Consider the following 14,876-nt stretch of genomic DNA (forward strand, 5'->3'; position numbering starts at 1 on the left):
ATATGTCGTTAAAACAAGCAATTGTTCTGTTTGAACAACATCATCTAACAAATGAAAATAAATATGATCCATTTATCGTAACAGATATTTTGGCTGATTACTCAGGTAAACATGGGATGCCTATCATTCATTTTTGGACGATGACAAATCAACTAATATTAGGAATGCAAGATACTCGTGTCACAGACTTAAGTGATGCCATCTCTTCGGTTAGATCCCATCACTATCATCCTGTTGTACGAAATTCTGGCGGTTTAGCTGTAGTAGCGGATGATGGGATTTTAAACTTTTCAATGATTTTACCACAAGAATTTACTAATCAAACCAGTATTAATCATGGATATGACACAATGAAAGCCATCATTTCAAATGCTTTATCTTCATTCAATGTTACTATAGACTCTTTCGAGGTAGTAAATTCCTACTGTCCTGGTGAATACGATTTAAGTATTAATGAAAAAAAATTTGCCGGTATTGCCCAACGTCGAATAAAAAAAGGCTTAAGCATTATGATTTATATCAGCGTTAATGGTAACCAAGAAAAAAGAGGAAACCTAGTCCAACAATTTTATCAAGCGGGTTTAAAAGACAAATTTGGAAAAGAAACTTTTCCTCCAGTTGATCCAAACTCTATGCGAAATTTATCGGACTTACTACAACAAAAACTGAACGTTGAACAAATGCAAATGCTCATTATTGAAGCCATTAGTCAAAACTGGACAATTGACGATACTGCTCAAGTCAAATTTAACCATTTTTTAACTTCTGATGAATTTAAAGAAAGTTACGACAAGGGCTACCAAAGAATGGAACAGCGAAATGAGAGGATTAATACTATTTTAAAGGAGGTGGATTAATTGATTGAAAAAGTATTTAGAGATCCTATACACCACGATATTAAAGTGGAACACCCAATTATTTTAGAATTAATTAATGCCAAAGAATTCCAACGCCTAAGACGAATCAAGCAACTTGGAACAACATCTCTAACCTTTCACACATCAGAGCATTCTCGTTTTGGTCACTCTTTAGGGGTCTACGAAATTACTCGCCGCATTTGCAACTATTTTAAACGAAATTATGATGTGAAAGAGTACGGGGAGTATGGATGGGATGATTCAGAACGACTTGTTACACTATGTGCGGCATTATTACATGATTTAGGTCACGGACCTTTTTCACATACATTTGAAGCGATTTTTAAAACAAATCATGAACAAGTAACCGTTGATATCATTACCTCAAAAAAAACTGAGATCAATCGTATTTTACGACAAGTGTCAGAAGAATTTCCTGACAAAGTAGCGAGTGTGATTGCTAAAACCTATCCAAATAAACAAGTCGTTCAACTGATTTCTAGTCAAATCGATGCAGATAGGATGGATTATTTATTACGAGACGCCTATTTTACTGGAACAGAATATGGTACATTTGATTTAACACGTATTTTACGCGTCATCAGACCTCATAAAAGTGGGATTGTTTTTAAAATAAGTGGCATGCATGCTGTTGAAGATTACATTGTTAGCCGCTATCAGATGTACATGCAAATTTATTTTCATCCTGTCTCTCGAGGAATGGAAATGGTATTAGATCGTTTATTACAACGAGCTCAAGATTTATACCATGATAATAAATCATATTTTAATAAAACGTCGCCTCTTTTAGTTCCTTTCCTTGCACATGATTTTGATTTAAACGATTATCTTGTGTTAGATGATGGTGTATTAACTACGGCATTTCATTTATGGAGCCATTCAGATGATGCTATTTTAAATGATTTATCTAAACGATTTTTAAATCGTGTTCCATTTAAATCAGCAGCCTTTTCAACTGAGAACTTTATCATGTTACCAGATTTGCAAGATTTAGTTGAAAAAGTTGGTTTTAATCATACCTATTATACTGCCATTAATTCCAGTTTTGATTTACCTTATGATTTTTATAAACCAGAAAAATCACAAAATAAAACACAAATTGAGCTTATATATCCGGATGGTGAACTGATTGAACTATCTAGTGCTAGTGAGTTAGTTAGAGCAATTGCAGGAGAAACTAAAGGAGATCAACGCTTTTATTTCCCTGATGAAATGCTTGCATCCTCTACATTAGACAATTATACTTTATTTGAAGACTCTATTAACACTTTTAACAACTCCATAAAAAATGGAGAAATAATTAAAAAGGACGTGTAATATTTGGGAATTAAAATGGTCACGATTGATATTGACGGCACTTTAGTCAATTCAGAAAGAAAATTAACACCAAAAGTGAAGGAAACAATTAAAAAAGCTTCTGATAGTGGGATTGATATTGTTTTAACAACAGGAAGACCAACTATTGGCGTAATTGATTTAGTAAAAGAACTTGAATTAGAAAATGACCACAGTTTTATTATTACATATAATGGTGGCATGATTCAAAATGCTGGAACAAAAGAAATTATTTTACGTCATTCACTGTCATTAGATGACTATCAAGATGTCGAACTATTATCACGTAAACTAGGCGTTCATTTCCATGTACAAGATGCTGATACAATGTATACAGCTAATCCTGATATTAGTCCCTATACCATTAACGAAGCAATAATCACAGGTATTCCACTACAATATAAACCGGTAAATGACATGACAAAAGATATCAAACTTGTAAAAGCAATGATGATTGATCATGAAGATATTCTTGATGCAGCAATTAAAAAAATTCCACAAGAATTTCATGAACGCTTTGCCATCGTTAAAAGTGCTCCTTACTATCTAGAGATACTAGATCCTAAAGCAACTAAAGGAGAATCAGTCAAAGAACTGGCTGAGCATCTAAACATTAAACAAGAAGAAGTCATGGCAATTGGTGACAATGAAAATGACTTATCTATGATTGAATATGCAGGTATTGGGGTTGCGATGGGAAATGCTGTAGACAGTGTAAAAAGCATTGCAAACAAAATAACTAAAACAAATGATGAAGATGGTGTAGCATATGCCATTAACGAATGGGTGCTTAACAATAACTAAAAAAATCCAGTTACTAGTTTTCTAGTAACTGGATTTTTCATTTACTTATTTGTTTTCTTCCCCATACCAATCATAATGGAACACGCCATCACGATCTTTACGTTCGTAAGTATGAGCACCAAAGTAATCTCTTTGTGCTTGAATGATGTTAGCAGGTAAATCTTTTGTACGATAAGAATCGTAGTAAGAAATAGCTGATGAGAATGTGGGAACAGGTACACCTGTTTCAACAGCTAAGGCAACAACATCACGAACTGATTGTTGGTATTTTGTTGTGATATCTAAGAAATAATCATCTAAAATAAGATTTTTAATTTCTGGATTTCGTTCATAGGCATCCGTAATTTTTTGTAAGAATTGGGCACGAATAATGCATCCTGCTCTAAAGATTTTCGCTATATTACCATAATTTAGATCCCAACCATATTCTTCACTAGCCATACGCATTTGAGCAAATCCTTGTGCGTAACTCATGATTTTACTAAAGTATAATGCTTGACGAATTTTTTCTACAAATTCTTTTTTATCTCCAGTAAATTCTTTCACTGGTGGTACAGGAATAATCTCACTTGCCGCTACACGCTCAGTTTTTAATGCTGAGATATATCGAGCAAAAACAGATTCTGTAATAAGCGGTAGTGGTGTTCCTAAATCAAGTGCGTTTTGACTTGTCCATTTACCAGTTCCTTTATTACCAGCAGCATCTAAGATAACATCAACAATTGGTTTACCGGTTCCTAAATCATCTTTACGCGTTAAAATATCTGACGTGATTTCGATTAAGTAGCTGTCCAACTCACCTGTATTCCATTCTTTAAAAATGTCAGCAACTTCTTCAACTGATAAACCTAAAACGCGAGTTAAGATGTCATATGATTCAGCAATTAATTGCATGTCTCCATACTCGATTCCATTATGTACCATTTTTACATAGTGACCTGCACCATTTGGTCCAATATACGTCACACATGGCACACCATCTTCTGCTTTTGCTGCAATTTGTTCAAAGATTGGGGCTACTAATTCATACGCTTCTTTTTGTCCACCTGGCATCATAGAAGGCCCTTTTAACGCCCCCTCTTCTCCACCAGATACACCAGTACCGATAAAGTTAATACCAGAAGTTGCTAACGCTTCATTACGACGGATAGTATCTTTGAAGTAAGTATTCCCACCATCGATTAACACATCCCCTTCATCTAAAAATGGTAGTAAACTTTCGATTGTTAAATCAGTCGCTTTACCTGCTTTTACCATTAATAAAATTCGTCTTGGTGTTTCAAGAGAATTAACAAACTCTTCGATAGAATAAGTTGCAACTAAATTTTTATCAGGATACTCTTTGATTACTTCCTCTGTTTTTGATGATGTACGGTTAAAAATAGAAACAGTGTATCCTCTACTTTCTATATTTAACGCTAAGTTTTTACCCATGACTGCCATACCGACAACACCAATTTGTTGTTTAGACATACATCTTCCTCCAATTCTTTTTTCAAAAAATGATACTTTTTTATCTATATTATATCTTGCTAATAATTATAGCTTATTTTACCTAAAATATAAATAGACATGACTTTTCTTATGAGATATCACATCTAGACAAAAGAAAAACAGCAAAAATAATCAATAACATACTGACTATCTCGATAGGTTTTAAAACCAATCCTAAAAATAAAACTGAAAATAAAGCTGAACTTAGTGGTTCAAATGATGTTAATAAACTCGAAAACTGTGGTGGTATATATTCTGTACTTTTAAGTAAACAGATATATGAAAAAACGGTACCAATAATCACTATAACTAAAATCCCTAGTAACACACCAGGTGTAAAAGTAGGTACATCTTGCCAAATCGGTTGATAAACCTGAAAAGACACCCCACCTATTAGCATACCCCATCCTATAATAAGTGTTGTTCCATATTTTGCCATAAGTTTTCTTGGTTGAATAATATAAAAAGCACCTAAAAATGCTGATAATAATCCCCAAAACAACCCATTCGGTGACATAGCTAATTCATTTAGGTTTCCTTTAGTTACTAATAAAAAAGTCCCCAATAATGATAGCACAATACTGACCACACTTGATTTATTTGGTAGCTCTTTCTTTTCGATAATAAAATAAACGACTAATAATATTGGTGATAGATATTGTAATATCGTTGCAGTCGCTGCATTACTAACTTGAATAGCTTTGAAAAAAGAATACTGTAACCCAAGTACTCCCAGTACACTAAAAATAATTAATTGAATTAATTCAGTTTTATTTTTTAGAGGAGATAAGCTATCTTTATTCCCTTTTCCCATTTGATACATTAAAATTAAAAAACCTGCCACAATCATTTTAACGGCTACAAGCCAACTAGCTGATACGTGTTTTGTTGTCATCAAATATTCAGCCACTACTCCAGATGCTCCCCAAAAAACTCCACCTAAAATAGCTAAAATCATACCCTTTAATTTACTACTTCTTTTTTCCATTTTTTCACCTCCCCCTTATCGCTTTATTCTACAGCTTTAAGGCCTATAAAAACAATAAAAACCTAGAAATATTCTAGGTTTCCATCGTTTATTTTATGGTTAATTTTAAGTGTTCTAAATTCGTATACATAACAGACAGATAATCTTCTCCCCCATCCATCTCTTTTTTAGTCAAACTCTCTAACGGATTAAGTTCTGAAAGTGTCGCCCCAGTTGCGCTAGTAATGGTTTCGGCTACTTTTGATGACGCGCTACTTTCTGTATATATCACTTTAATATTATCTTTTTTGACTAAGTCTTCAATATTTTTTAATTCTTTAGGTGTAGGTTCTTGATCAGGAGAAATGCCAGAAATTGCCACCTGTTTTAATCCATATTGTTTAGCTAAATATGAAAAGGCAGTGTGTTGTGTGACAAATGTTTTTTGAGTGGCATCTTTTGTTGCATCCACGTAAGCTTCATTTAATTTATTTAGTTTCTGTGTAAAGTCAGTTGAATTCTTTTCATAGATATCTTTATTTGGTGTATCAACTTCAACTAAGCCTTTTGTAATCGTCTCTACTTCTTTTTTAGCCAAAACAGGATCTAACCACACATGCGGATCTAATTGATGATCATGTGAGGCTTCTCCTTCATGCTCATGTTCTTCAGTTGCTTCCATCAAGTCAATACCTTGGCTTGCTTCAATCACTTTCACTTTTTTCGTATCAATAGATGCAAGGACATCTCTTACCCATGTTTCCATCTCGTTTGAATTATAAATAAATACATCAGCATTTTGAATTTTTGCCAAATCTTTTGCACTGGGCTCATAATCATGCGGTTCTACACCAGCTTCTGTTAAAACCGTCACCTCTGCTTTGTCTCCCGTAACTTTTTTCGCAAAATCATACATGGGATAAAAAGAGGTTACCACTTGTAGTTTATCTGCTTCTTTTTTATCTTCTTTTACCGTATTACCACATGCAACAAGTAAACTAGTCAAAGCGACACCTAAAATAATTTTCGTTATGCGTTTCATGGTATATCCTCACTTTCGCTCAAATCGTAAACATTACTATCTAACAATATATATTACATGTTTTTTATAGTTATTTCAAGTAAAAATAAAAAAAGTAAAACAAATAAACTGTTTTACTTTTTTCGTCTTACTTATTTTTTCTTTTTCTTATGACCTGAAGAAAAGGCATCTTTCATTTTATCAAAAAAACCTTCTTCTTGTTCAACTACTGCTTTTTCACCATTTAATTCAGCAAATTGACGTAGAAGTTTCTTTTGCTCTTCATTCATTTTAGTTGGTGTATCAACATGAACCGTTACTTGTTGATCGCCATTTCCATTACTACGTAATCTTGGTGCACCTTTTCCTTTAAGTCTAAAGGTTGTACCTGTTTGGGTCCCTGCTGGTATTCTTAACTTCACTCGTCCATGAACAGTTGGGACTTCAATCTCGTCTCCAAGCGCTGCTTGAACAAATGTAATATGGTGATCATAATAGATTTCAGAACCATCTCTTTCAAAGATTGGGCTTTCTTCCACACTAAAGACTACATATAAATCACCATAAGGTCCACCATTATAACCTGCTTCCCCTTGTCCAGATAAACGCATTTGTTGTCCATCTTCAACACCAGCTGGAACAGTCACTTTAACAGAATGAGACTTAATCATACGTCCAGCACCATGACATGTTTCACATTTTTCTTTAATGATTTTACCTGTCCCTTGACACTCATCACATGATTGTTGACTCATCATACGTCCAAGTGGCGTTTGTCTTTCAACATTAATAACACCTGAACCATGACATTTAGGACAGTTTTCTGGATGAGTTCCTGGTTTTGCTCCAGTTCCATGACATGTCGCACATTCGTCTTCACGATTATAACGAATATTTTTTTCTAACCCGAAGATTGCTTCATTAAACGTTAAATCTAATGTATACTGCAAATCAGAACCTTGTCTTGGCGCATTAGGATTACTAGAACGTCCTCCACCGCCAAAGAATGATTCAAAAATATCTTCAAACCCTCCGAAACTACCACCAAAATCTTGGAAACCACCACCGCCAAAACCACCAGCACCAAAGTTTGGATCAGTACTTGCATGGCCATATTGGTCATAAGCTGCACGTTTTTGTGCATCACTTAATACTTCAAATGCTTCAGATACTTCTTTAAACTTCTCTTCTGCATCGGGTTCTTTATTTATGTCTGGATGATATTTTTTGGATAGTTTACGATAGGCTTTTTTTATTTCATCATCTGTTGCTGTTTTAGATACTCCTAAAACCTCATAATAATCTCTTTTGGCCATATATAACTAACCCCCCATTTTTCTAAAACGTCTAAATTCGTTTAAATCATACCACAAATCAGTCAATTTTAGAATGCTTTATCGTAATAATCAAGAGAAAAAGCCAAAAGCACAATGCTTTGGCTTTTTTCTTGACTCATCATTATTTTTCGTCGTCGTTGATTTCTTCAAAGTCTGCATCAACAACATCATCCGCGCCACTTTGTGCTGCTTCTGGATTTTCTTGTGCTTGTTGTGCTGCCGCTTGCTCATATAATTTAACAGTTAAAGCTTGGACAATTTCATTTAATGCATCGCGTTTAGCTTTCATGTCTTCAATGTTATTAGCTTCTACAGCTGCTTTTAATTCATCACGAGCATCTTCCGCTTTTTTCACTTCGTCCGCATCAACTTTTCCTTCTAACTCGCCTAAAGTTTTGTCAACTGAGAATAATAACGCATCGATGTCGTTACGTAAATCAACTTCTTCTTTACGTTCTTTATCTGCTTCAGCATTTGCTTCAGCATCTTTCACCATACGTTCAATTTCTTCATCTGTTAGACCTGAAGATGATTTGATTGTAATAGTTTGTTCTTTTTGAGTACCTAAGTCTTTTGCACTTACGTTAACAATACCATTTTTATCGATATCAAATGATACTTCGATTTGTGGCACACCACGTGGAGCTGCAGGAATATCTGTTAATTGGAATCTTCCTAATGTTTTGTTGTCAGCTGCCATTGGACGTTCACCTTGTAAAACATGGATATCAACGGCTGGTTGGTTGTCTGCTGCTGTAGAGAAGACTTGTGATTTACTTGTTGGGATTGTTGTGTTACGGTCGATTAATTTAGTAAACACGCCACCCATTGTTTCAATACCTAATGATAACGGTGTAACATCAAGTAAGACAACATCTTTAACATCACCAGTGATTACTCCACCTTGGATAGCAGCACCCATTGCGACTACTTCATCAGGGTTAACTGATTTGTTAGGTTCTTTTTTAGTTTCTTTTCTTACAGCTTCAACTACTGCAGGAATACGAGTAGATCCACCAACTAAGATAACTTCATCAATTTCTGAAGTTGAAATACCAGCATCTTTAATTGCTTGACGAACTGGAATTTTAGTTCTTTCAACTAAATCAGATGTTAATTCATCAAATTTCGCACGAGTTAAGTTTAACTCTAAGTGAAGAGGTCCAGCTTCTCCAGCAGTGATGAATGGTAAGCTAATTTGAGTGCTTGTTACACCTGATAAATCTTTTTTCGCTTTTTCAGCAGCATCTTTCAAACGTTGTACTGCCATTTTATCTTTAGACAAATCAATGCCATTTTCTTTTTTGAATTCTTCTACTAAGTAGTCGATGATTTTTTCGTCAAAGTCATCCCCACCTAAGTTGTTGTCACCTGCAGTTGATAATACATCAAATACGCCATCACCTAGTTCAAGGATAGACACGTCAAATGTACCACCACCTAAGTCAAATACTAATACTTTTTCATCACGGTCAGTTTTATCTAAACCATAAGCTAAAGCTGCTGCAGTTGGTTCGTTAACAATACGTTCAACTTCTAAACCAGCGATTTTACCAGCATCTTTTGTTGCTTGACGTTGAGCATCGTTGAAGTAAGCTGGAACAGTAATAACTGCTTTATCAACTTTTTCGCCTAAGTAATCTTCAGCAAATCCTTTGATGTATTGTAAAATCATCGCTGAAACTTCTTGTGGAGTATATGATTTTCCTTCAACTTCTACTTTATATCCAGGTTCACCCATATGACGTTTAATAGAAGAAATTGTATTTGGGTTTGTTACTGCTTGACGTTTTGCTACTTCACCAACTTGGATTTCACCATTTTTAAACGATACAACAGATGGTGTTGTACGGTTACCTTCTGGATTAGTAATAATTTTTGCTTCTCCGCCTTCTAATACAGCTACTGCAGAGTTTGTTGTTCCTAAGTCAATACCAATTATTTTACTCATATTAAAAATCTCCTTTATCTAATTATTTTATTTAAATATCATTTATATTATTGTGTCACGATAACCATTGATGGTCTTAAAATACGATCATGCAATATATAACCTTTTTGTAACACTTGAACAATCACATCTGATTCTTGACCATCTTCAGCGGGAACTGTTTGGACGGCTTGATGTAAATTTGGATCAAATTTTTCACCTTCAGCTTTTATCTCTTCGATACCAGATTCTTTAAAAGCATGTAACATACTTTCTCTCACCATCTCAATTCCTTTTTTCATCGCCTCACCATGCTCATCGCTCACTTCAATTGCTAACGCACGATCTAAGTTATCCAAAGCTGGTAATAACTCTTTTGCTAATTCTTGTGCCCGATATCTAGAAGCTTCCTCACGCTCTTTTTTATGTCGATTGCGCATATTCGCAATTTCTGCTTGAGCTCTTAGGAATTGATCTTCCATCTTATCTAAATCTTCCTGTAATGTTTGTTCTAACGATTCTTCCGTTTCGTTTTCTTCTACCACTTCTTCGGTCTCAACAGCCTCATTTGTTTCAGCTATCGACTCTTCGTCTTTTTTTTCTTCCTCGTTAACTTTATCAACTGATTCGTCTTTCTTCACTTTAGTCAGTCTCCTTTCACTCTCCACTATTTTCCAAATGTCGATAATATGTTTCTAGATGTCTAGATAGCTCATCCGTCAAAACATCCATAACTCCTAACAGTTTCGAATAAGACATGTTAGCAGGTCCTAAAACAGCTACTAATCCTTTGCCTCGTTGAAAAACATCGTACGATCCAGTTACTAAACTCATGTTTTGTAACAATTCATTGTTTAGTTCATCTCCAATTTTAATATCAATTTTTTCATCTTTATCCGATATAAGAAGCTCAGTCAATTTATCTGTATCACTAATTAAGGAATACACTGACTGAAACTCATTTGGGTTTGTAATAGCAGCAGAATTTAATAAATTCATCCCTCCACCCACATAAATTTGTTCATCAAAAGCTTGATTAAACACATCTTCGAATAAGAATAAAATATTACTTGAATTATTAAAATAACGTTGGAGAACTAATGGAATCTCCGTTCGAAGCTTATGGTAAACTGTCAAAAGTGTTTCTCCCAACAATCGATCATTGATGATTCGAATCATTTTTTCGATATCTTCAGTTGACACTGAACTTGGAATTGAGAACACTTGACTTTCAACATATCCTTGATCAATCACAATAATCGCCATTAATTGGCGAGTATTCAACGGAACAATTTGAAACCCAGTTAATCGACGTTCTTTTACCTCTGGCCCTAACGAAAAGGCTGTATAACTTGTTAAATCGGATAAAATATTAGCAGACCACTCAATGATTTCATTTGTGGCGTTAAACTTGCGATTAAACAATCGTTTGATACGTTGAACATCGGTAGAACTAATCTTACTAGGATCCATTAAATGATCCACATAATAACGATATCCTTTCATTGAAGGAATTCTACCGGAAGACGTGTGCATTTTTTGAATAAGACCAAAATCTTCCAATTTCGACAGCTCATTTCGAATGGTTGCTGAACTAACTGTAATCCCGTTATTCATCAAGGTCTTCGATCCAACAGGTTGTCCTGTTTCAGTATAGAGCTGAACTAATAATTGTAAGATGTGTTCTTGTCTCATACTCAACATGCGAATCACCTTCCTTATTAGCACTCATTCACACTAAGTGCTAACTACATTATTAATATAACAAGGATTAATTTTTTTGTCAACTAAAAGCCTCTCCTTTTTAGCACTCTTTGTTATAGAGTGCTAAATCTAACGATACCATATTAATAAAGCTTAATAAACAAAGGATTCATCTATATTATGACAAATCTATAAATGAGTAATCACAAGAATATGTCAATTTATTTTGTCAAAAAAACGAGAATAACAAAAAAACAGCCTAATTTTTTCTCTTTAGACTGTTTCATACTTATTTTTCTAATAAAAATTTCTCAAAAACATCATTTCCTAAAATTAATCCTTTATCCGTTAACGAAATAAAGCCATCTCTTATTTGAATCATTTCTTCCTCTATTAAACGCTCAGCGACACTTCCATAAATAGATTCAAATGTTTGACCAAATTTTTGTTCAAAATTAGATAGAGAAACACCTTGTTTTTTACGTAATCCTAAAAACATTTCCTCTTCCATTTGATGCTTAATCGTTAAATTTTCTGTTGTAATAGTAGGTAAGTTATTTTGTCTTAAGGGTTCTAAGTAATGTTGGATAGGTCCATGATTTTTATAACGAATATTGCCTAAATAACCACTTGCTCCTGCGCCCAATCCATAATAATGATCATTATTCCAGTAAACCAAGTTATGTTTGCTCTCTTTTCCTACTTCAGCAAAATTACTCACTTCATACTGATGTTTTCCAGCTAACGTCATGCGTTCGATAGCTCGCTCAAACATATCTCCCTCAACATCAATTCCTGGTAAATGCAATCTGCCTTGCCTTGCCCAATTATAAAACATGGTTTTATTTTCTAAAATCAATGAATACATAGAATAATGAGGTAAATCTAGTGCCAAAGCTTTATCCAGCGTGTCTTCAAAACTTTCCATTGTTTGATTTGGTAAAGCATAAATTAAATCAATACTAACATTGGAAAAATCAGCACGTTCTAAAAGAGACATCGTATCAAATACATCTTGTGCTGAATGTTTTCGACCAATTTTTTTTAATAACCTATTATCAAACGTTTGAACTCCCATAGACAATCGATTGACCCCATGTGTTTGAAGAACTTTTATTTTATCCATTGTCAAATCACCTGGATTAGCCTCTACAGTAAATTCATCACTTGGGTTAAACGGTAATAATTCTTTTATACCACTTAATAGACGGTCGAGCTGTTTAGCAGATAAAGACGTTGGTGTACCACCACCAATATAAATGGTTTCAGTTGTATCTGATGGATAAGCTTCTTTTGTTAACTTGATTTCTTTCAACAAAGCCTCAATGTATTCATCAACAGGTTGTCCTTCAATAAATACTTTATTGAAGTCACAATAAAAACAGATATGTTCACAAAAAGGAATATGTATATAGGCTGACGTCATATTAGTCCTCCTCTTGCATCAAAATAATCCCTTGTATTTTGTTCATCTTGTTTTAATTGAGCAATTAGTCCATCCACATTATCAAATTTTTGCTCTCCACGTAAAAAGTGTAGCCATTCAACACTCACTTGTTCACCGTAAATATCATCTGAAAAATCTAGAATATTGACTTCGATGGTCATTGGACGATTGCTCTCAAATGTGATATTGTATCCTATTTGCGCCATACCCATATACCATTTATTTGCTACTTTTATCTTCACAACATATACCCCACCAGTAGGTAATAACGAATATGTTGGCACTTTAATATTAGCAGTTGGATACCCTAATAATCGACCGCGTTTATCTCCGTGTACTACAATGCCCGTTGTTTCATAAGCATAGCCCAATAATTTGTTCGCTGCATACATATCACCTATCTTCATGCATTCACGAATAGCTGTTGAACTAACTTTTTCGTCATGTTCACTTAATTTTTCAACTTCAACTACTTCAAATCGACCTTTTGCATAGGTAGGTAAGATACTCATATTGGCAATATCTTTCTTTCCATAGGTATAATCAAATCCTGCTACAACAACTTTAGCATGCAATCCTACCATGTATTCATCGACGAAATCTTGTGGCGAAAGACTGGCAAAAGAAGACGTAAACTCAATGATATATAAATAATCGACACCCAATTGCCTCATTTTTTCTTCTTTCTGCTCAATTGTTGTAATGTATTTCATTTTCTTATAGTTTACTTTTTGGAAAACAACTGCAGGATGATGATTAAATGTCATCACAGCCAATTTTAATCCTTTTTCATTTGCTATAGTCTTAGCTGTTCGGATTACTTCTTGATGGCCTCTATGAACGCCGTCAAAAAAACCTAAAGCTAACACGACATCATCCTTAGGTAAGTCACATGGATCATACGGATGATGAATATTAATAATTTGCATAACATATACTCCTTTAATCGTTTCGAATCACTTTAACTGGCTTAAATAAGCCAGGTTTACTTGGGTGTTTACCATATAAACTAACAAGTTGTTGATTGTAGAATAATGCAATCAACGGTGTGTCATCATATCCCTCAAAAAAAGAATCTGGCATCACTAATCCATTTCTGATTAATTGATACTCATCTGGTGTTAATCGTTTTTTAGGAAACGTCTCGACAGCTCTCTCAAGCGGATAGAATATTTCTGATGATTGATTATCTTCAACAAGTTCTCTTACTCTTTCTAACGTAATGGCTTCTTTCACGTCAAACCCTCCACTTGATAACCTCGTCAAATCTGACATATGTGCCTCATAACCTAATTTTTTTCCTGTATCCACAGCAAGTGTTCTAACATACGTTCCTTTTGCACAATCCACTTCAAATTTCCAAGACTGTGTCTGTGTTTCTTCTGAAAAGATTGGTTGACTGATGCGTTTATAACGATGAATAACTGTTTGTCTAACTGGACGATCAACTGATTCGCCTTTTCTCGCATAATCATATAATCGTCGACCATTCACTTTAACAGCAGAATACATAGGAGGAATTTGTTGAATATCACCTGTGAAAGATAACATAGCTTCATCAATTTCTTTTTCTGTTAAAGGCTTGGTAATAGGACTTTTTGCCACAATTTCCCCACTTGCATCTTCTGTTTCTGTTGAAAATCCAAGGGTTATTTCCCCAACATATAGTTTATTGGATTCTTGCAAATACTCAACAACTTTTGTTGCTTTACCGACACAAATAGGCAATATGCCATCAACATCTGGGTCAAGTGTGCCACTATGTCCAACTTTTTTTGTTTTTAAGATTTTTCTTAACTGGAAAACACAATCATGACTTGTCATGCCACGTGGTTTCCATAGAGGGATAATTCCTTCCATTTGTCTTCTCCTACTCTTTTCATCATTTCCTCAATATTATAGCATACTTAAAGACCTAATTAGGATAAAAGCGATTGTAAACATAAAAAAAGGAGGCCG

At 34.4% G+C, this 14,876-nt stretch carries 13 protein-coding genes; 3 read left to right on the forward strand and 10 right to left on the reverse strand.

The window, feature by feature from the left end; translation table 11 throughout:
• The first annotated feature begins 2 nt into the window (after positions 1-2).
• The 3 genes from AC37UB_RS03355 to yidA are packed head-to-tail and all read left to right on the forward strand — an operon-like array spanning position 3 to position 3,017.
• The gene (locus AC37UB_RS03355; protein ID WP_490685328.1) at positions 3-857 is read left to right on the forward strand and encodes a lipoate--protein ligase family protein; all 855 of its coding nucleotides are present in this window, start codon (positions 3-5) and stop codon (positions 855-857) included.
• Positions 858-2,195 (forward strand): HD domain-containing protein, encoded by a 1,338-nt coding sequence (locus AC37UB_RS03360; RefSeq protein ID WP_117973009.1) that lies wholly within the window; start codon positions 858-860, stop codon positions 2,193-2,195.
• A 3-nt stretch (positions 2,196-2,198) separates the two neighbouring features.
• Positions 2,199-3,017, forward strand: a complete 819-nt coding sequence (yidA, locus tag AC37UB_RS03365; protein ID WP_490685329.1) for a sugar-phosphatase — start codon at positions 2,199-2,201, stop codon at positions 3,015-3,017.
• A 45-nt stretch (positions 3,018-3,062) separates the two neighbouring features.
• On the opposite strand, the gene gnd is transcribed toward yidA, so the two are convergent.
• The 10 genes from gnd to truB all read right to left on the reverse strand — a co-directional run bounded on the left by gnd (position 3,063) and on the right by truB (position 14,777).
• Complete coding sequence (gene gnd, locus AC37UB_RS03370) at positions 3,063-4,490, reverse strand: NADP-dependent phosphogluconate dehydrogenase (protein ID WP_117973011.1); 1,428 nt, start codon at positions 4,488-4,490, stop codon at positions 3,063-3,065.
• 109 nt (positions 4,491-4,599) lie between these two features.
• Complete coding sequence (locus AC37UB_RS03375) at positions 4,600-5,499, reverse strand: DMT family transporter (protein ID WP_117973012.1); 900 nt, start codon at positions 5,497-5,499, stop codon at positions 4,600-4,602.
• Positions 5,500-5,587: 88 nt separating this feature from the next.
• A complete protein-coding gene (locus AC37UB_RS03380) occupies positions 5,588-6,520 on the reverse strand; it encodes a metal ABC transporter substrate-binding protein (protein WP_242093639.1) in 933 nt (310 codons plus the stop codon).
• Positions 6,521-6,651: 131 nt separating this feature from the next.
• On the reverse strand, positions 6,652-7,815 hold the full coding sequence (dnaJ, locus tag AC37UB_RS03385; protein WP_117973014.1) for a molecular chaperone DnaJ: 1,164 nt from the start codon (positions 7,813-7,815) through the stop codon (positions 6,652-6,654).
• Positions 7,816-7,957: 142 nt separating this feature from the next.
• Positions 7,958-9,787, reverse strand: a complete 1,830-nt coding sequence (gene dnaK / locus AC37UB_RS03390; protein WP_117973015.1) for a molecular chaperone DnaK — start codon at positions 9,785-9,787, stop codon at positions 7,958-7,960.
• Positions 9,788-9,834: 47 nt separating this feature from the next.
• A complete protein-coding gene (gene grpE, locus AC37UB_RS03395) occupies positions 9,835-10,407 on the reverse strand; it encodes a nucleotide exchange factor GrpE (RefSeq protein WP_117973016.1) in 573 nt (190 codons plus the stop codon).
• 16 nt (positions 10,408-10,423) lie between these two features.
• Entirely contained in the window at positions 10,424-11,470 is a 1,047-nt protein-coding gene (gene hrcA / locus AC37UB_RS03400; RefSeq protein WP_117973017.1) for a heat-inducible transcriptional repressor HrcA, read from the reverse strand.
• Positions 11,471-11,759: 289 nt separating this feature from the next.
• Positions 11,760-12,896 (reverse strand): radical SAM family heme chaperone HemW, encoded by a 1,137-nt coding sequence (gene hemW, locus AC37UB_RS03405; protein ID WP_117973018.1) that lies wholly within the window; start codon positions 12,894-12,896, stop codon positions 11,760-11,762.
• Entirely contained in the window at positions 12,893-13,846 is a 954-nt protein-coding gene (locus AC37UB_RS03410) for a bifunctional riboflavin kinase/FAD synthetase (RefSeq protein ID WP_117973019.1), read from the reverse strand. The genes hemW and AC37UB_RS03410 overlap by 4 nt, the downstream gene beginning before the upstream one ends.
• 13 nt (positions 13,847-13,859) lie before the next feature.
• Entirely contained in the window at positions 13,860-14,777 is a 918-nt protein-coding gene (gene truB / locus AC37UB_RS03415; protein WP_117973020.1) for a tRNA pseudouridine(55) synthase TruB, read from the reverse strand.
• Positions 14,778-14,876 lie beyond the last annotated feature (99 nt).

The organism is Vagococcus changpingensis (assembly GCF_058211775.1).